Raw genomic sequence first — 17761 nt, 5'->3', positions numbered from 1 at the left:
TATCAGATGAGTCCTAGATCAGGAGCAATCTTATGGATGATAATCTGGGCAATTCTCGCTATCCCATCCATGCGCGTGAATTCCACAGACTAACATATTCCCTTCATACTCAACTCCATGATAGTTAGCGCAACCAATACAAGCTATTGGTCGGTTAACTTGGTCATCAAAATCAAAATCATCATCCTCCGATTCATCAACTCGAACTAAGGATGCATTACAGTTGGGACAGGTTTGAATATCTTGCCCTTTACCTTCAACTAGACAAGTGAGCGATTGCCACGAAGTAATGGGCTGACCACTGTTGCTGATATAACTAGTGAGTGAAGAAAAATAGGGGTAACTGCATTGGCATACGACCAACTCGGCATTGGTATGCGTCGAGTAGTGAGCTTCTAGATATTCTTGGGCAATTTTCCAATTCTGCTGCTTAGAAATACTTTTTGGCTCCCCTTTATAGTTTACCTCCCACAGTTTATCATCGTGGAAAATCCTAAGAGAAAATGATGTATAGTCATGAGCTAGATTTTCTAGTTCGCAATGACTTTTGGCATTTTTGTAATCAAAACTGCGATGCTCAACTATTAACTTATACTCACGGGGATAGGTCTGGATTACCATATACTCTCCTTCATAAAAGGGATTGTATTTGGTAGCGATTCGAGGGTTAAAAAATAAGAAATCCTGTTCAGTATCCATATAAATAAATTGGTAAGAATTCAGTACCCAGGAGTCAGAAGCCAGAATATATAAGGAGTTTATTAAAACTAGGATATTTATTTATCAAGTCTTTATTTTATTCTTTAAATATTCTGAATTCTGAATTATTACTCCTGAATTCTTACATAAATTGTAATTTTTCATTTGTCAAACATAGCTGACAGGGCAAACGCTGATGTGTTTTGAAGATTTACTTTTTCCCAACGCTAGCCTCCGTGCCTCACTATAAGCAACAAATACAATACTTAAAACTTGTGCTTGAATTAACTACGAATGCAGACGGACGACCACCAGTTAGCAATAGCATTACTAAAAACCCAATGCCGACTTGAGTTATTTGTTTAACTAATGAACTGAAGCGATTTCTGATATCAAAAATTTTCATTCATCCTCCTAACCCTGGAAAAAACTTACTCCAAACACTTTGCTTCTTTGACGCTGATTCTTCTAAGCCTAAAACATTCTCTAGCCCTTGCTGATTACTCTGAATCTCATGCATATTAAGAGAATGAATCGTCTGAGCTAACTCTGGATTGTCTTCTAACAGTTCGGCTTCAAGCTCTAACTCCTGCTGTAACAGTTGAGCATTTCGACGCAAGAACATCTGCTGATTATGTCGCTGTCTGATCAGGGATTCAGTTAGGTGTAATTGTTCTTCACAACTCAAATTGTCGTATTCGTTATACATTTTATTCAACTCCAATTAATCCCAAGTATTCTGCCGATAATTCCATCAAGTATCTCAAGGCTAAACAATCGCCGTAGTTTGTGTATATTTGAGCAATAGTCATGAAAACTTCTAGCAGATTATCAGGCGTTACTTCAGTGAAACGAGAAGCCAAATTAAATGCTGAGTTTTCAGCTTGTGGCTCTAGCGGCGTTGTATCAGCCCACACTATTAATCCTCGGTTATCTAATTCTGCCAAGCTTATAGAATTAACCGCATCCACAACGTAATCAGGCGCATACTTTATTAATAGCTTAATCACCAAATAACACCTCCATAAAGTAATTGATATCCCAGCCTCAATCTTGTAATAAATTCGTCAGTATTACGATTGCTCCAAACAGGATTACTACGGCTTTTTATCCAGTTAATTGGACTATGACAAATCTCATTATGACAACGGTAGCACGTAGGAAATGTAGATTGACCAATGATGTCATTCCCATAGTAAGCGTGATGGATTTCTTCACTTTTGTTAGTCAGACAGACTACACAATAATTGTGAGTTTTTCGATGAGCGATCGCTACTTGTTTTCTGTACTCTTTGGGATTACCATATCGAGCATTCCAGTTTAATTGTCTGGGTAGCCGAGATTTTCTAATAGTAATGTTACCCCCTTTTCGTTTAACTCTTGCCCCGTTAATTCGTGCCACTTCTGTTTGATTTCCTGAAAATGTGGTCTTCTCCCTAATTCTTTTGCCCATTCTCGAATTTCTTCATACCAGTCAACCTGCTGCTGTGAGGATTGCTGATTATTTTTAGAACTATTAACAGTGTCAGCATTCGGTTTGGAATCCTGTTTTTGTTCCAGACCTTTGATATCAAATTCCGGGATTAGAGCAACGAAGGGATTAGACCGAGTGGGAATTACTAAGGCATATCGAACTCCGGCTTTGTCTAACATTTCACAAGCCTGCCGCAAGATTTCAAGAATCTCCTTTTTAACGTTTACAAAGTCTTGGGGATGGTCAAGTATATAACTCGATGTTTGCCCCATCGCAATAAAGCAAACATTTTTCAAGGACGGGCGACTAAATCCAGTTTCTCCAGAGAGTGGAGACTGCCCCATAAATAAACCATGACCTTTTAACCCAGCAGTGAATTTGATGATATAGTTCCAAAAACCCTGCAAATCTTTGGCAGTATCAGCATCAACCATTCCTGGAAGTCCCTTGCCTCCACCATAAACACTATCAACTTCATCTTGAGCAAGAAATAATTCAGGAACGCCCTGACATTCACCACCAACAATTGATACTCTTGCTTTCTGCTTGTCAATTTGGTCTGTGGCGAAGGTAATCCAGTTTTTTAATTCTTTCATGCCGTCAAACTTACGGCTAAACTTGCACAGCCATCTCGTGACATCATCCTTTGGATCACTACCAATGACAATTGCCGGACTTTGAGATTTTGCAGCAATTTTATTAATAATCACTCCAGCCAGCGTAGACTTCCCAGATTGTGTGCCACCAGAAAGGTAAAAATGGTGATTGCTGCGAAGAGTCATATTTTGATTAGATGCAGCATCACATAGTTCATCAATCCAAGCACCATCAATTCTGATGTACTCAGGATAATTAGCTGCGATCGCTTGGAGAACTTTCATCGCACCCGGATTAATCACCGACTGCACCGACTCTTCATCAATGTCAGCAATATCGGGATTGGGAATACCAGTCGGTGAAGATTGTTGCTGTGCTGGTGGTTCTGGGAGTGTAACCAACCCTTGCAACTGATATTCAGCTATCCACCGGGGGCGCTCTTGCATTGGTAGCCGATTCACGTAATCAGCAACTCGGCGTTTAGCTGCGATCGCAGTGGTGACATAATCATAAACAGCCTCACCTTGTAAATGCTGTTTAAGTGCTTTGAGGTCAGCTTCTAGCAAAGACTGGTAAACTTTTTCCTTACTTTCGCTGATTTGGGCGGATACCCCAAATAAGCCAGCACTCACTGTTCCAGCACCAAGTAGCATCCCGGTTGTTATTCTGTCAGTATTTAAGAAAAAAGGAGCAGACAGACATAACACTGCACTTGCTCCTAAAGAACATAAAATACTCCGTTCGGCATGAATGACGCTACTGGCAGTTAGACGTTGTAATTCAAATCCCATTACCTCACCCCCAACGCAACACCGGCTGCAACTAGAGTCAAAAACACAAACAGAAATATGACTCCAGGCATTAATCCAATAATGAAAGTTTTGCGGTTAAAGCCGAATCCTTTAATGACTAAACCGCCAAAGTTGAATAACCCCAGAACTATGCAGCAGATGGAGATTATGCCAATAAACCAAAGAATGTATCGACTAACGGGGCTGGCAACGGATAAATAACCCATAAACATAGAAAAGCCAACCCCAGACACTGCATATCCTATATGAGAAAGCTTGATATTTTGCATAATCTAGAATCTGAATGAGTCACCCACTTCATCAAATGCTTTCTCATATCCCCCCAACTGGCGTTGCTGTTCCTGAGAACCAAAGGCATGACGGATCACCGCTTCCCCATGTAACGCCCTGGTTCGCTGCAAATCTTCCTCAACCTTCATGGCTTCTTGGGAATATGCCAATTGGTTTTTATACATCTCTGCCAAGGATTGCAACTGCTTGAGCCTGTGCCGGGAAAATTTAGTGTGCAACCACTTCTGTGCTTTTAGAGTGCCAGCCACTTCTGCTTCATCAAGAACCTGCTTTGCTGTAGTGTAAGCTGGCAATGTGTAGCGATCGCGGATTGATGAAGGTAAATTACCCTCAATTTGGGTCGCATCCCCAACTCTTAAATCCGTTGATACTACTCCATCACCTTTACTGCCGAATAAACCAGGAAGCCATTTACCTAACATTGCTTTCTCCTCTCTAACTACTAATTAAAGAATTCAGAAGCCAGAAGTCAGGAGCCAGAATAAAGAATTGTAGTACTAAATGAATAGGCTATAAAACATTGAAGAAGAATTCAGAAGTCAGAATTCAGGAGTCAGAATGAATGAGTGGGGGATTCAGACCCACCACTTGATTCTTGCACCACTAAATCTCCGATTTAGTGGTGGAGCAAAAACGCCGTTTATCCATCCGCCACTCGCTTAACCTTCTTCTGAATTCTGGCTCCTGACTCCTGAATTCTGTTCGTTAAATTCTACCTATTCAGTTCTCCTGAATTCTGACTCCTGACTACTGACTCCTGTGTATAAGTCTGCTGAACTTGTTGAACTTGTGAGCCGATATATCGGGTTATGCCATATATGCCCATGAATGAAAACATCAGAATGGTAAAAGCTGCGATCGCAGTTTGAGCCATCATTCCCCGTTGCATCAATTCCTCAATCTGTCTATTGGAATGCGATCGCGCCTTTGACTCATCAATAATTTGCTGGACGACTAGGAATTCTTCTGTTGTCAGGTTTTCTAGTGTCAGCCCGGACAGACTCAACTCCCCGTCCTTCTTCAGGTGAATATTTAATTGTTTGTGACGAGTCTGCTCTTGTTGCTCCATATATTGCCACGCCCAAAACGAGGGTTAATAGCAGCAGATTCAGTACTGCTGCTAATCCAATCCATTTATTCGGTCGCATTTGTTGGGCTAATGCCGAAAATACCCGCAACGAGTTCGTCACCGATTGCACGAAAGGAATCTACATCAGCTTCTTCCTCCATCGCCTTAGAGACAAACTTACTCACCACGTCCTTGGGGGCATTGCGGATCGTTGATAACAACTGGTCGGCTTTATCAGTTGTATAAGCATCAATCCCGATGTTGAGAACATCTTCTAAGGATTGAATTTCAAGGTTTGAAACCTGAGAAGCATGAGCGATCGCTCCTTGCAATGGAGGAATGGATTTACGGCGGGGTGAGTTTTTACCTAACTTACCGTTGCCATTTTTGGACTTGTTATTGGTAGCAAGTTTCCCGCTTGCAAGTCTAAGCTCAAGAATCTGAGTAGCAATCGCTTGGGCTTGTTGATCGGTCAATTGGTCGATGTCAACGTCAACTTGGGCGCAGAGGTTAGCGATTTCAGACTCAGTGGCTTCTATATTGTAGGGTTGAAGGAATTGTTGAACTTTTTCCATAAAATGCTTCCATTTATGTAAGTAATGGTGTTATTTTAGCATCCATTTATTTGGTATAGCATTAAAATTAGGAAATAGGACGCTAAAAAGTATAATTATGGAATCTAATTGGCATCATAAATATGGCAGATAAACGCGACCGAAGATTTTCCGTTAACCTTCCCTTAGTTAAAGAGATACGCCTGATTCTATGGGGACATACCAGAGGAGTAAGCAAAACTCGTATGGCAGAAGCAATTTTGATTGATCGAGTTTCCAGCGATGGAAATTGGCGAGAAGTTTGTCAGGACTTGAAACAAGAAGCGGCTATCAATAACTCTACAGTTAGTGAATTAGTTGCAGACATACTCAAAAACAACGGATTGAAAGACGTGTTCGATATCGAAACGGTTAACTGGGAAACATTTTTAGTAGACGAATCAGCAATACCTACGGAGGAATAATACAAATGGCTATGGAAAAATACCCTTTAGACTGGCTAAAAGCATCTTGTGAGCAAGTCTATTGCCATCCCATAGCAGAACGTACTTGGCGCAAATGGTTAAGATTGTGCCAAGTGCCACAGTACGCTAGGGAAGTGGTAAAGGAACAAGCTATGTGGCTATTGACTTTGGCTTACATGAAAAAGTTAGAGCCAAATAAAAAATTTACCCTGTTTCAAATTAAGTTTAAACTCTCAGGAAATCCATTTGCCGAATTGCATCTAGCTGAAGCAATTTATAACGCTTGTTACACCAATGCAGTTGGAAAGGACTTACCAGAAATCATTCTTAGAGTCACAGGTAAGCAGGTGACGGTGCGAACACTTTACCGTTGGGCACGGAAGCAGCAAGTTACTTTCAAAGCTTCTAAACGTTTAAGTCGCCCAGAAGTTGAGCAATGGATAAGATGGGCTGCGGCTTAATAAAGGGAAAGGGGGAAAGGGGTAAAGGGGAATGGGTAAAGGGGAATGGGGAAAGGAGAATTTAAGGTTTTCTCCCTTGCCCCTTCACCTTTTTCCTCTTAATTGGGGGGGGGCAGAATTTGCCCCTCTTTTTTATTTTCTTTAGACTTCTTGCAGGGAAAAGGGTAAAAGAAAATTCTATCCTTTCCCCTTTAACCCTTTCCCTTTCCCTTTACCCGACTTCTTTTCGGATGTCGCAAATCAAGTGTGCCGTGACATTTTAAAATGCCCAAAACCCCTATTCTCTCGTTGTGACATCGGGCCGCTTTTTCTGAAACCCTTATATTTCTAGTGTCACAGCCACCATTTTCTAAAGCTCCCTCCCTGCAATCATTAGAGCGATTTTTATCCCTTTTTTGGCCGCTTTCCGTGCCGCTTTCCTTTTTCAACTTCATTTTTGGGTGGTTAAAAATGCCTCAAATCCTATTGGGGTAAAGAGTAGAGATGTCACAACTCAAAGCGGCACACTTGGTCAATTTTTGAGAAAAACGGGCTTTTGGGGCTTTTTTTATTAAAGGCCGATTTTTCACACCGCCTCTAAATACTGTGTCAGGTTCTCAATTTTGCGCCGGCAAAAGTCAATCTCGCCTTCTATCTCCAAACGCAACTCTTTTTCAGGTGGTAATTGAACTCCAGATTCCGAAATATATTCGACCTGTTCATCTTCGGTGCTAACTAATATTGCATATCGCCATGAACCGTCTCGTTCAGGAACCACCAAGTTTTCAAATAGACAATACTGAACCCCTACAATCATCCCCTGCTTGGTTCTTTGCCCTAACGAGTATTTTGGTGATGTCCAGTGATTGGGGATGGTGACAACTTTTGAAGTTTCCATACAATTGCTCCTATCTTTGTTTTGATTGTGTTTGTACTACTCGCTGCTGCCTTTTCTCTACCAAAATCTGACCGATAGCTCCTCCAGTACCCAGCCCTAACATGGCTGTAGTAATCGTATACATTGTATTTCTGCCAAAAATTTGCACTCCTAAATACCCGATAGATATGGCCGCTAATGTGCCTGTGAGACTTATAGCAATTAGCTGTGCTTGATTCCATTTCATAACTAGAATTCCTTTGCTTGATAGAGATTATGAATCCTTCTTTCGCTTCATCAACACCGAACGCAAGTACTGTCGGCAAGCTGCTTCTCCCCGATATATGAGAATCCGCAGCGCCTGTACTTCCTGCATTGGAGAAACACAGATTTCAGCGATGGCTGGAATTAAATTCTGTTGCTGATGCACGTAATCTTGAAGCTGCTGCTCTAACAGAGCAATTTTGGAGTTTAGCTGTTGTATCTGCCGTAATGCTTGAGTCAGGGACGATTCTTTATTTTGAGAGCGATTCTCTAGAGTTAACGTCATTTTCTTACCCTTCTAAATTTAGATTCTTTCTGTTTACTTTTCAGTGGCTTGTTCTACGTCATCAATTGCGTTCACTATTTCTGCCAAAACGTTGAACGCATCATTTAGTACCACATGATTTGATGTAGAAAAATACTCCGATGACTGAAGTCTACGATAATCCTTACTACTCCCCACAAGCCGCAACGTATATTGACAGCCTTGCAAGATGGTTCGGATTTCTTGTGTAGTTAATTTAATTTCCATCGTTGTTCCTTCTAAAACTTGTCCTGACGAATACTGAAACTCGCTCCAATCAAAGCACTGCCCAAGAAGCCTGAAAAACTAACTAACATCATCCCCAAGCAAGTCTTTTTCTGATGCTGCCAATGTTGAGAACTTGTGGCAATCTCCATTCCCCAGCACCCCATGGCCCCTACTCCAGAGAATCCAGTTAAGAGCAGAGAGACAATTGCAGTTGTTTCTATGGTGCGGTCGAAAAAAATCCTGGGGTTAAATCTTTTTCGAGTCCGACGAAGAACTAATTTATTACGAGTGTTTGAAGGCAAAGATGATTGATAAGTCGCTTTCTGTGTTTTCATTTAGCATCCTCCAATTCAACAAAAAATCCCGCACCAGTATTATTAATCTTTACCAACTTTTGATTGACCAATGTTTGAATCACTCCCAGGCTAAATTTGATACTGCACAATCGTGCGCTACCTCCACAGCGCCGGAGGTATTGTAAGCATTGGTGTGACTGGTCAGTAGTGGCGGGGTAAGTGGATTTTTTCGGCATAATCCTGGCTATGACTTTATGATTTGTAAATGATGTGGATTGAAAAAGATTCCTTGACCAGTTGGCATATCTGAGAAATGAACGCAAACCATGCCGTGTCCTGAATACTGGATGACTGTACCTGTTTGCCCTAACCTTGGGTCTTTTTCTGTCAGTGCTTTAATGACTTTGACAACTGAATTAATTGGTGGAAGATTGGACATTTGAATCTTTTGTTAGTTAGCCTGTTATCGATTAGTAATTTGAGTTTTCGCCAATACCGTATTGCCATTTTAGAAAGCTTACAGGAGTACAGATTTCTGACCAGTCACAAGCTCCAATAGGAGTATCCCAAGATGAGCTTACTTCGCTGTCAAAATACCCCAGTCCCCAATGCCAATCGTTGTATTCTGGCTCCGACTCCCATCCGAACCAAAGAGCAACATTCACTTTAATCAGATACAAAAGCTTAATCATCCATCCGCCACTGTAATCAAAAATGAAATCATCTAACTCTCCTAAAAAACGTTCATTTGTTAATGCAATTAAATCCATTCTTTCCCAAAGGTTCATCGGATTATTACCTTCTTATTGTGTTGATAACTAAAAATTAATTGCTGTGATTAACTAAGATAATGATAAAATCTCTTCATATTTGAAAAAAGGTGTTCATGTTTGATAACACTTGCAAATTTATCGCTGAAATGTATTCTCCCGATTTCGCCACTTGGCTATTAGGAGAACCGATTACTTTAACCAAATTAAGTCCTACAGAATTGTCTTTAGAACCGATTCGTGTTGATGCCTTAATATTGTTGCAATCAGACGAAGTTGTTCTCCATATTGAATTTCAGACCAAACCTGATGACGATATGCCGTTTCGGATGGCTGATTATCGTTTAAGGGTGTATCGCCGTTTTCCTAATAAACGAATGCACCAAGTGGTAATTTACTTAGCCAAAACTGAATCAGAAAAGGTGTATCAAACCACTTTTACCACTGAAAGTTTACGACACGAGTTTTCAGTGATTCGTTTGTGGGAACAGCCTCCAGAGATATTTTTGTCCACACCAGGATTACTCCCGTTTGCGGTATTGAGTTCTACTGAGAACAAAGTTGCTACACTGCAACAGTCATCTGCGGCTATTGACCAAATTCCTGACCGACGCACACAAAGTAATATTGCTGCCGCATCTGCGATTCTTGCTGGGTTAGTATTAGAACAAGAAGTAATTGGGCGTTTATTCAGGAAGGACATTATGCGTGAGTCAGTCATTTATCAATCGATTTTATCCGAAGGTAAAGAAGAAGGAATTGAACTCGGTGTTCACCGCGTTGCAGTTAACCTTCTAAAAGAGAAGATGCCTATCGAAATGGTGTCAAAAGTTACTGGGTTAACAATCGAACAAGTACAAAGCTTGCTCATAACAGACGTTGAGCAGTCGGAATAAGCAATACCATTCCATTCATAATTAGTTTCCCAAAGATATACCATGCAGGAGTCAGTGGTTTATCAATCAATCAAGACCGAAGGTAGCGATGAAAAAGCCCGTAAAATTGCTATCAATTTATTAGCTGAGGGCATCAGCGTTGATGTTATAGCTCGGTCTACTGGCTTATCAATAGAAGTGGTGCAACAATTACAGCAGCGAGAATCCGATAACCAAGAGTAAATTTGCTACTATCACTGTACTGAATCGGCTCATTGAGGGCTATATTTAAAGTCCCCATTTTTTACCTTACTTAGTGACGGTGCTGGGTTGTTGGCAATAATGCCTCGTTGTTTGATGAGCATAATTACTCTTTATGCAGAACCAGCGTTTCTAAGAGAACGTCAAGATTGTTGCCGAATGTATTCTTCTTGAAGTATGATTTCTCTTCTCAATTAAGTTCAGGCAATTCTGCAAGCGCTCCTTCCATCCATGCGCTAATTGCTGTTGTTTCATCTACTCCTCGTGCTACAGCGTCAACTACGTGCTTTTGATAAGAGTTAACAGTATGATTAGGATGTCCAAACTTATTACCAGCCCAAGCTAAACACATAGTCTTCACTAATTCATCAATCTGAACAGAATCAAGCTCACTTGGACTCGTAACATTTCGAGAATGCAGCCATTCTTTCACCAAATCGAGTGGATAATTTAGAAGTGTGCGAACTTCTTTGACTCGCAAATCTTTTGGACTAATTGATGGTGCAGTTACAGCTTGTTTTGGTGGCTGGACTCTATACTGTTGATTGTCTTTGCGGGGTCTAATGTTATTCTGTGGTTGTTCAGGCTTTTGAGGAGTAGTTGCGCCTTCAGCATCATTATCTTCATCTGCCGTCACCGATAAAATTGCACAAACTGCATATCGTCGTGCATAAGTTAATGCTGCACCAAACTTTTGAGAATCACTAATTTCAGGTAGAGGATAAGTGCTGGTGATATTTTCCCCAGATTCATGGAAAATATGAGTCCGTAGTACGGTTTTACCTTCACAGATTTCAGTGGTTTGAATTATTGCTAATCCATATTTACCAAGTGCAGGAGTGACAGCATCCAATACAGCATCTAGTGTTGCATATCTGCGCTTGTAGTGAGGATTAGTACCGTCTTTTTGAATCGGATTAAACTCTGCCTTTGCTTTGATTAAAGCTTTGATTAGTTCTTGCATTAGTCAATTCCAAACTCTTACCAATCGCTTTCGTTGATATCACCAGAGACTTTTTTGCTAGATTTAGCCTTATTTATCTGAAACTCTGAGGCTTTTAGCACAGGCATTGCCGCAAGTTTGACCGAAGTTTTAGCTTGCAGATAAAGGAATTGGGTTATTCCATCTGCGTCTTCCCCATCCTCGACTTGCGCCCATAGAGAACAACCTAAATCGAGTGATTCAAAATTGCCGAGGTTGAATTTTCTAGAGTAGCTAACAGATACAGTTGTGAATTTCATTTGGTTTAGGTTTTGGAAATATGGGTTGTCAATTTTCGCCAGTAGTATCAACCATTTCAATGCTGAGTCTTGTACATAAATCGCTAGCTTTTACACCAATAATTCCTGGCTCTATTTCAGTAGATAATTTTTCGATGATTGAATGAAATGCAGGGTCTTTATCATTGATTTCTATCTCAATTAAACCTGCATTATTCGATATAACAGTTGCCCAAATTGGCAAACTTTGAGGAATACTGCTTGCATAGAGTTTCATTATTTTGATTCCTGATTAAACTTGATTTCAACGACTTCTTCGACACACCCCATTGCCTCGCCCAAGTAATGCAATATATCGCCTACGTGAGTTGCGGCTTCTGGGTCAATCTTTTTATCAGCAATTAGCAAAAGCCAGTTTTCATCTTGAGCGATCGCCTGAATTTTCAAGTAGCACGAGTTAAACTCTTTCAGTATTTCTATGGGTGTCATTGCTATGTTCGATGAATTGTGTTGTTGCATTCCGATAAACTGATAATTTAGTTTTGCTCCTCGCCATACAGGTGGGTCTACCAAACAATTTGCAATTCGCAATTCGCAATTACGGACAAAATTGTGAATTGATTCTTTTAGGGTTACAAGCCCCTCAATATTCAAAGCAAGCGCCTTCAGGGGTGAGTTAATAATTGCGAATTGCGAATTGGTAATTGCGAATTGAGATAGTTGCCCACCCCTTTCCTTACGCTGCAACCAAATCTCTAGTTTCTGGAACGTATCTTTTCAGACGCTCCCACTCCTCAGTTGTCAGCGCATCGAATTCTTTATCCAATAACTCTTCTTCCGTGGGCGGTTGTTCTGTAGCCGTTGTAAAGTAGCCTGTCATCGTCATAAAGTCATCCAGCCCGACTGCTGCATCCACCGATTCGGCGTATCGAATTTTATCTACAGCATTCGACCAGTGGGTAATATGTTGAAATATCACCCCAATCATCGAATGAGCTTTGTACACTCGATAGGTTCTGGGGCAAGCTCCATCTACGTAAACCAGCTTGTATCCAGTGATTTGCGTGACCTCTGCATTGGGGTCGGTTGGAGGTAGGAGTATTTTGTCAAGAGATTCTTCAAACTCCGTCTGTTGAAGAGAAAATGGGCTAATCATATTTCATGTGCCATGATGATTTCGATTGTCTAAATTTCGTTGTCGAGGCGATTGCTTTTCTCTTGGACTGCAACCGCCTTTCTCACTTTCAGTACCAGGAATTTCTTACACCTCTGCATTCGCATCTGTCGGAGGTAGGAGAATTCTCTCGTGACAGCCACCTACTTGAAGTAAGAGGTTATTTGCTGCACTTTATGTCATGATTATTATTTCTAAAGCAGCGATTGAGCTTTGGAGGCGATTGCTTTTGTCTTGGGAAGCAATCGCCCTTTCTACCTTCAGCAACTTACGCCGCTACTGCCGTTCGGACTCCCAGCAGTGCAATCACATCTTTGGCACTGCCAGCAACCCGATTTACCCCGTACTGTCTTGGTCGAGCGTACCAGCTCTGGTGATTGCACCCGACGAAGCCGACAAAACGCCCGTCTTGGTAGAGTTTGGTGCTGAATCCTAACCAATCGATCTCTCCGTGATACAGACCAAAAACAGTGCAGGCTTTTTCTAATTCATCGCTCAATCGCTCGTTGCGCTCTAGTGGTGTCTCTGGTAGAGTCGCTTTAACCTCTGCAACTCTTGTAGCGAACCAGTTTCTATCAAAGGGTAGCCGTCCACCATCAAAGAATTGCACCCAGACTGTGATTCCGCCTTCTATCCAGATTGTGCGAACTGATTCGGGTTCAACTTCGATAATCTCGCCAATGATGCGGCGATCTCTGCTGGTGAGAGGATCTTTGGTTGGGGCTATGGCTTCAGCTTGGGATTCGAGGTGGGTGTATAGTTCTGCTTGGGCTGTGGCTTGCTCGTCACGAGAATAACTAGGAATTGCTTGCTGTGTATGTGTTGTATAAGGCATAATATTGATCTCCATTCAGTTGGATAAAAAGCGATCGCTCGGTTTACCAGACAGTAGCGGTCGCTTTTGTTATGTGTGCAAACAACGTTGTGGTTTGGCACAACGCTCTCAAATAGATTTGGCGTAGCCATCAAAGCTAGTTGCTAAGAGCATTATCAAGACAGCAGACAGCAGCATCAGGGGATGTGTAAGGAAGTGCTGTGTTCGGAAGAGAATACTCTACTAAATTCAGCTTTGCTGTAAAATCTTTGATTTCTAGACGAATGGCACTAAATAACCAGTTTTTTAAGACTTGGTAGGTCATCGAGATCATCTTCGCTGGCTTGAGCATTACAAGTTTGGCTTCCGGCTGCTAGTCCCGGTGGCGCTTGGTTTTGTGGTTAGTTGAATGAATTTAAATCTGGGAGTAAGCACTTCTTTGTTTACTAAGAGGCTAGCGCTTGTTTCCTCCTTTATATTTATAATACTACGCGAGACGTAGGGAAAAATCAAGCACTTAAAATAGTTTTTTCTACATTTAGCGTAGTATTTTTATTTTTAAGCGTAGTTTTATTGATTTGTGACCATGTATAATAATGAGTATTCCAAGAGTCGATTTATCAAAGCAAGACGGGGATTAAACTAATGGAGGTGTCACATGGACAAGCGAATGATTGCTTGGAGGTTAAATGAAATAATGGCAAAAAAGCGTATTAGGAATAAAGACCTAGCAGCAGCTTTAGGGATTGACGAAAACTCTGTTCATCGATTGAGAAGAACAGATGAAATGCCTCGATTAACTGGGGAAAGACTTAATGGACTCTGCATTGCCCTTGAATGCCAACCTGGAGATTTAATTGTTTTTATCCCAGATGACGACACAGATACCACAGGAGAAGAAGAACAAAAGGTTAAGCCAATCCCTGTAAGGGAATATCTAAAATCTAAAGCTGATAATTCCCAACCACAGGATATAGCAGCATAAAGCGATCGCTGCCGGTCAAAGCTATGCGATCGCCTGCTCAATCCGTTGATCACAAAGTGAGCTAATTATAATGCTGACACATTTTGGGAAAAACCCTCCAAATCAGCTGCTCTTGTTCACTTTGGTTAAACTGCAACACCTCAACTTTCAAGCATTTACCATAGTGAGCAAGAAATATGCTGACACTAGACAGAGAACAAACAACAGCACTTGATTACAGTGTTGTCAACGCCAGCATCCAGGAAACCTTCACAGCCATCGACCGATTCGAGTGGCAGGCGATAAATGAAATTCTCCAGATGAGGGAACAGCAGCTTTACCTGCAAGCTGGATACAAAAACTTTGAAGAATACTGCCAGCGTGAATTATACGCCTGGGGTGGATACCGACGAATCAACCAACTGCTAGGAGCCAAAAAGGTCATAGACGCGGTTGGCGAATTGGGGGGACACATCAAAAATGAGCGTCAGGCTCGTCCGTTACTTCGTTTAGTCAAGGAACCAGAGAAACTAAAACAAGCTGTAGCGATCGCTCTCAAAGATAACGCCTCCCCTGGTGAATCAGATTTTGCGGCTGCTGCAAATATTGTGGTTCCTCAACTTCCACGCAAAAAACATATTGTTCAGGAACCAATGGTTCCCAAAATTGAAGAACCATTGGTTCCTAAATCAGCCAAAGTCACAGTTTCACAACAGTCACACCCAAGATATGGAGAAGAAGGAACTATTGGGGCAGACGCACCAAATCGTTGGCAACAGATTGTTACCTTTGCTGATGGTGAGAGGCTGCTGATTAACAATGCTGATTTAGATGCTGCCAGAGTTCCCTTTCCCAGAGAGCGCACTTACCCCGCAGAATATACCGAAGCGATCGCCCAAATCAAAGAGCAACATCAGCAAGAGTTAGAGCGACTTTCCCAGGAATTGAGAATTGGTTTGCAAGCAGAGGTATCGGCCAAAGCAGAAGAACAAGTACAAGAGCAAATCCAATCTCTGCAAAACTTGTACAAGCAGCAGAAAGAGCAGAATATTCAGTTACAGCAGCGTTTGGATGAAATGGATGGATTACGAAAACTGGAGATTGAAAACCAACAACTCCAGCAGCGCATTCAGGAACTAGAACGTGCTGTACAACAGCATCCCTCCCAACAGTGGGAAAATACCATGACCCAACAGGCGACTAAAGTTTTAAACAAGCAAGTGAAGCAAGCCCTGGAGAAAACCATTGATTTGCGATCGCTAGCTGTTGAACCACCCAAGGAGAACGCCCAAGAATGTCTGCGGCTCATGGGCATGGCTTTGAAAAACTTAGCCAGTGCTATGAACAACACCCAAGCATTGGAGGCAGCAGCGCTAATTCTGGGAAGCGAACCTACACCATCAGCGATCGCCTACCGAGCCGAACAATTGGAAATGTTGCCCCAAGCGGTTAGCGATATTAGGGCAGTGCTGGCTAAACCTGGGTGTACGTGGCAGGACTATTGGGCAGTGGCGCAAGAATATGAGGTAATCAAACAAGACTACTGGGAGGAATTGACCAATGAAGAAACAGAGTTAATTACCGCACTCCAAAAAGCATCCTCTCAACCAGACACTATTGGCGTTGGTTCTATAGTTGCCCACGCCGATCCCTACCGTACTTTGTATGTCGAGAGGGGTGAAGTGGTGCAGGATTTGGGCGAAGAGTTAGTGGTTGCCTGGGATTGTTGGAAAGAGCAATCGAAAAAAGCTGATAGGTATTCTCGAGACGAATTGCGATTCTGGCAAGGCGAGAAAAAGTAGAAAAAACTCGCCTCTAGCAAAAAGATTTAAACGCGGCATGGGTGCAATGTCGCCCACATTGTCATGAAAAAATAAAGGAAGGAAATATGACTACAGCGTTAAAAGCAATCAATGGTGGCAGCAAACAGCGAAGCGATCGCAAACTTGCTGAAGCAGATAAATCGATTAGACCACACTGCAAAGTATCAATTGAGGATATTAACTGGGTTCGTCAGCAATCTCCATCTGTGCAGCAGCTTTGGTTAGATAGCGTGGCGGCTGAACAATTCGGGGGTTCTGCCCATAAACTCGATACTAACCTCACCTACAAATCTTTGCAAAAAGCAGGGGCGGCGTTGACTGCTCAAGGATTGTTTCAATTTGAGGAAGTGTTTGGCCGCTTGCCCTCCGGTAGACCTGGGTTGATTAGCTACCGTGTTCGTAACTTGCATGGTTATTACAATCGCTTTTACTGGGAATCGTCCACGTCTAAGGAAACCAATTCTTATGACGAGAAAGCCGTCCACGCCGGGGAGAAAATAAACCAGTCCGGACGGAATGAAAATCGCCCTGGCGTGGAACAAATTCAGTCTGATTTGGAATCATTCCAAAAGAATGGTCAAAAAAGTGAGGATTTGCAAGGGTTTCAAAAACCTAACAACGTTTCTAACTACCCGTTAACTACCTACCAACAACCAACTAAGGTTGTTGGTATGGTAGTTGGTTCTGACGCGCTTGCTCGAAATCCACGTGTTGAGGAGACGGCTCACGCGCCCTTGAGGGGCGCGTCGCCTTCACATATCGAAAGCGCGTCAGAACTTGAAGACTCGCCTACGGCGAATGACTGTACATCGCTGGCGCTTGTGGATAATGCACCGAGTCAGTCTACTTCGTTGCTGGCTGAAAAGCAGGATTGTAGCATTGAAGCGAGGGACTATCATGAAGGTACTGGTTCCGCCGTGCCCGTTGCCCAAAATAAGAAATCTTTAAATTCTGCGATCGCTAATCAAACTCAGGGGCAAGCAGAACAAAATAATTCCGCTTCGTTGTTGGCTGAAAACCAAGATTGTGGTGTTGAGGCGACAATCTCTCATGAAGGTGCTTGTTCCGCCGCGCCCGTCTCATTAAATCAAAGTGAGATATTTGAATGGTTGGATAGAGCAAACGTTGGAGAATGCCCCCCATTGTGGGTAATTCAGTATTTGCTAGACAGCAAGTATTATGCCAGCATGAGGGCAACAATCAGCAAGTTTGAGAAGCAGTGGAATATATCTGTAGTCAATTATCAGGTACAAAAATCTAGTGAGGCGTTGTTTACTGCTGAAGATATCGCCATGAAATCCAAAGCTAGACTATTGCGAATGGAGAAACTGAAAATGGGTTCTCTGGTTGGGGAAAATCCTGGTTTTGACTTTTTGCAAGAGTGTTGGGATGATCCGGCTTTGCAGATTGTGATCAAGAAGTTGCTGGTGAAGTTTCCGCAATGGGGGATTGCGATTGTTGATGGGGTGTTGGTTGATTGGGAGAGGTAA

31 protein-coding genes are annotated in these 17761 nt (G+C 42.1%); 9 read left to right on the top strand and 22 right to left on the bottom strand.

Features of this window, described 5'->3' with window-relative positions; translation table 11 throughout:
* Nucleotides 1-30: 30 nt before the first annotated feature.
* From FD723_RS35905 to FD723_RS35895, 3 genes are all read right to left on the bottom strand, one after another.
* Entirely contained in the window at nt 31-699 is a 669-nt protein-coding gene (locus tag FD723_RS35905; RefSeq protein ID WP_179069974.1) for a hypothetical protein, read from the bottom strand.
* A 406-nt stretch (nt 700-1105) separates the two neighbouring features.
* A complete protein-coding gene (locus FD723_RS35900; protein ID WP_179069973.1) occupies nt 1106-1408 on the bottom strand; it encodes a hypothetical protein in 303 nt (100 codons plus the stop codon).
* A 1-nt stretch (nt 1409) separates the two neighbouring features.
* Nucleotides 1410-1709 carry a hypothetical protein gene (locus FD723_RS35895; RefSeq protein WP_179069572.1) on the bottom strand — a complete coding sequence of 100 codons (300 nt, stop codon included), beginning with the start codon at nt 1707-1709 and terminating at the stop codon, nt 1410-1412.
* A 116-nt stretch (nt 1710-1825) separates the two neighbouring features.
* Between FD723_RS35895 and FD723_RS35890 the strand changes: the two genes are divergently transcribed.
* Nucleotides 1826-2023 (top strand): hypothetical protein, encoded by a 198-nt coding sequence (locus FD723_RS35890; RefSeq protein WP_179069972.1) that lies wholly within the window; start codon nt 1826-1828, stop codon nt 2021-2023.
* Here the strand turns inward: FD723_RS35890 and FD723_RS35885 are convergent.
* The 5 genes from FD723_RS35885 to FD723_RS35865 all read right to left on the bottom strand — a co-directional run bounded on the left by FD723_RS35885 (nt 2020) and on the right by FD723_RS35865 (nt 5517).
* Nucleotides 2020-3561, bottom strand: a complete 1542-nt coding sequence (locus FD723_RS35885) for a hypothetical protein (RefSeq protein WP_179069971.1) — start codon at nt 3559-3561, stop codon at nt 2020-2022. The two genes, FD723_RS35890 and FD723_RS35885, sit on opposite strands and share 4 nt — an antisense overlap.
* Nucleotides 3561-3851, bottom strand: coding sequence for a hypothetical protein (locus FD723_RS35880; protein WP_179069970.1), 291 nt, complete (start codon nt 3849-3851; stop codon nt 3561-3563). The genes FD723_RS35885 and FD723_RS35880 overlap by 1 nt, the downstream gene beginning before the upstream one ends.
* 3 nt (nt 3852-3854) lie before the next feature.
* Complete coding sequence (locus FD723_RS35875; RefSeq protein WP_179069969.1) at nt 3855-4295, bottom strand: hypothetical protein; 441 nt, start codon at nt 4293-4295, stop codon at nt 3855-3857.
* Nucleotides 4296-4585: 290 nt separating this feature from the next.
* Complete coding sequence (locus FD723_RS35870; RefSeq protein ID WP_179069968.1) at nt 4586-4942, bottom strand: hypothetical protein; 357 nt, start codon at nt 4940-4942, stop codon at nt 4586-4588.
* A gap of 65 nt (nt 4943-5007) precedes the next feature.
* Nucleotides 5008-5517, bottom strand: a complete 510-nt coding sequence (locus FD723_RS35865; protein ID WP_179069967.1) for a hypothetical protein — start codon at nt 5515-5517, stop codon at nt 5008-5010.
* Nucleotides 5518-5639: 122 nt separating this feature from the next.
* Here FD723_RS35865 and FD723_RS35860 point away from each other — a divergent pair, with 122 nt between their 5' ends.
* Nucleotides 5640-5960 carry a hypothetical protein gene (locus FD723_RS35860; protein ID WP_179069966.1) on the top strand — a complete coding sequence of 107 codons (321 nt, stop codon included), beginning with the start codon at nt 5640-5642 and terminating at the stop codon, nt 5958-5960.
* Nucleotides 5961-5965: 5 nt separating this feature from the next.
* Nucleotides 5966-6421 (top strand): hypothetical protein, encoded by a 456-nt coding sequence (locus tag FD723_RS35855; protein ID WP_179069965.1) that lies wholly within the window; start codon nt 5966-5968, stop codon nt 6419-6421.
* Between the two features lie 565 nt (nt 6422-6986).
* Here the strand turns inward: FD723_RS35855 and FD723_RS35850 are convergent.
* From FD723_RS35850 to FD723_RS35815, 7 genes are all read right to left on the bottom strand, one after another.
* A complete protein-coding gene (locus FD723_RS35850) occupies nt 6987-7298 on the bottom strand; it encodes a hypothetical protein (protein WP_179069964.1) in 312 nt (103 codons plus the stop codon).
* A gap of 10 nt (nt 7299-7308) precedes the next feature.
* Nucleotides 7309-7524 (bottom strand): hypothetical protein, encoded by a 216-nt coding sequence (locus FD723_RS35845; protein ID WP_179069963.1) that lies wholly within the window; start codon nt 7522-7524, stop codon nt 7309-7311.
* 27 nt (nt 7525-7551) lie between these two features.
* Complete coding sequence (locus tag FD723_RS35840) at nt 7552-7827, bottom strand: hypothetical protein (protein WP_179069962.1); 276 nt, start codon at nt 7825-7827, stop codon at nt 7552-7554.
* 33 nt (nt 7828-7860) lie between these two features.
* The gene (locus tag FD723_RS35835; protein WP_179069961.1) at nt 7861-8073 is read right to left on the bottom strand and encodes a hypothetical protein; all 213 of its coding nucleotides are present in this window, start codon (nt 8071-8073) and stop codon (nt 7861-7863) included.
* Between the two features lie 11 nt (nt 8074-8084).
* Nucleotides 8085-8408, bottom strand: a complete 324-nt coding sequence (locus tag FD723_RS35830) for a hypothetical protein (protein ID WP_179069960.1) — start codon at nt 8406-8408, stop codon at nt 8085-8087.
* A 205-nt stretch (nt 8409-8613) separates the two neighbouring features.
* Nucleotides 8614-8808, bottom strand: a complete 195-nt coding sequence (locus tag FD723_RS35820) for a hypothetical protein (protein ID WP_179069958.1) — start codon at nt 8806-8808, stop codon at nt 8614-8616.
* A 31-nt stretch (nt 8809-8839) separates the two neighbouring features.
* Nucleotides 8840-9157 (bottom strand): hypothetical protein, encoded by a 318-nt coding sequence (locus FD723_RS35815; protein ID WP_179069957.1) that lies wholly within the window; start codon nt 9155-9157, stop codon nt 8840-8842.
* A 98-nt stretch (nt 9158-9255) separates the two neighbouring features.
* Between FD723_RS35815 and FD723_RS35810 the strand changes: the two genes are divergently transcribed.
* Together FD723_RS35810 and FD723_RS35805 are read left to right on the top strand one after the other, a co-directional pair.
* Nucleotides 9256-10035, top strand: a complete 780-nt coding sequence (locus FD723_RS35810; RefSeq protein WP_179069956.1) for an Rpn family recombination-promoting nuclease/putative transposase — start codon at nt 9256-9258, stop codon at nt 10033-10035.
* A gap of 42 nt (nt 10036-10077) precedes the next feature.
* Complete coding sequence (locus FD723_RS35805) at nt 10078-10257, top strand: hypothetical protein (RefSeq protein ID WP_256875322.1); 180 nt, start codon at nt 10078-10080, stop codon at nt 10255-10257.
* Between the two features lie 208 nt (nt 10258-10465).
* On the opposite strand, the gene FD723_RS35800 is transcribed toward FD723_RS35805, so the two are convergent.
* The 6 genes from FD723_RS35800 to FD723_RS35775 form a co-directional block, all read right to left on the bottom strand.
* Nucleotides 10466-11239, bottom strand: a complete 774-nt coding sequence (locus tag FD723_RS35800) for an ERF family protein (protein ID WP_179069955.1) — start codon at nt 11237-11239, stop codon at nt 10466-10468.
* A 17-nt stretch (nt 11240-11256) separates the two neighbouring features.
* Entirely contained in the window at nt 11257-11517 is a 261-nt protein-coding gene (locus FD723_RS35795) for a hypothetical protein (RefSeq protein ID WP_179069954.1), read from the bottom strand.
* Nucleotides 11518-11545: 28 nt separating this feature from the next.
* Nucleotides 11546-11773 carry a hypothetical protein gene (locus tag FD723_RS35790; RefSeq protein WP_179069953.1) on the bottom strand — a complete coding sequence of 76 codons (228 nt, stop codon included), beginning with the start codon at nt 11771-11773 and terminating at the stop codon, nt 11546-11548.
* Nucleotides 11773-12087, bottom strand: a complete 315-nt coding sequence (locus FD723_RS35785) for a hypothetical protein (RefSeq protein WP_256875321.1) — start codon at nt 12085-12087, stop codon at nt 11773-11775. Before FD723_RS35785 ends, FD723_RS35790 begins: the two co-directional genes overlap by 1 nt.
* A gap of 145 nt (nt 12088-12232) precedes the next feature.
* Nucleotides 12233-12652 (bottom strand): hypothetical protein, encoded by a 420-nt coding sequence (locus FD723_RS35780; protein ID WP_179069952.1) that lies wholly within the window; start codon nt 12650-12652, stop codon nt 12233-12235.
* Nucleotides 12653-12938: 286 nt separating this feature from the next.
* Nucleotides 12939-13505, bottom strand: coding sequence for a hypothetical protein (locus FD723_RS35775; protein ID WP_179069951.1), 567 nt, complete (start codon nt 13503-13505; stop codon nt 12939-12941).
* A gap of 4 nt (nt 13506-13509) precedes the next feature.
* Between FD723_RS35775 and FD723_RS43530 the strand changes: the two genes are divergently transcribed.
* Nucleotides 13510-13632, top strand: a complete 123-nt coding sequence (locus FD723_RS43530; RefSeq protein WP_256875320.1) for a hypothetical protein — start codon at nt 13510-13512, stop codon at nt 13630-13632.
* Nucleotides 13633-13641: 9 nt separating this feature from the next.
* Here FD723_RS43530 and FD723_RS35770 read toward each other — a convergent pair whose 3' ends face one another.
* Entirely contained in the window at nt 13642-13809 is a 168-nt protein-coding gene (locus FD723_RS35770) for a hypothetical protein (protein WP_179069950.1), read from the bottom strand.
* Nucleotides 13810-14142: 333 nt separating this feature from the next.
* On the opposite strand from FD723_RS35770, the gene FD723_RS35765 reads away from it, so the two are divergent.
* From FD723_RS35765 to FD723_RS35755, 3 genes are all read left to right on the top strand, one after another.
* Complete coding sequence (locus tag FD723_RS35765; protein ID WP_167756032.1) at nt 14143-14469, top strand: helix-turn-helix transcriptional regulator; 327 nt, start codon at nt 14143-14145, stop codon at nt 14467-14469.
* Nucleotides 14470-14645: 176 nt separating this feature from the next.
* Nucleotides 14646-16250 carry a hypothetical protein gene (locus FD723_RS35760; protein WP_179069949.1) on the top strand — a complete coding sequence of 535 codons (1605 nt, stop codon included), beginning with the start codon at nt 14646-14648 and terminating at the stop codon, nt 16248-16250.
* Between the two features lie 86 nt (nt 16251-16336).
* Complete coding sequence (locus FD723_RS35755; protein ID WP_179069948.1) at nt 16337-17761, top strand: hypothetical protein; 1425 nt, start codon at nt 16337-16339, stop codon at nt 17759-17761.

This window comes from Nostoc sp. C052, assembly GCF_013393905.1.
Lineage (GTDB): Bacteria > Cyanobacteriota > Cyanobacteriia > Cyanobacteriales > Nostocaceae > Nostoc.
This window is presented reverse-complemented; position numbering and strand designations above follow the sequence as displayed.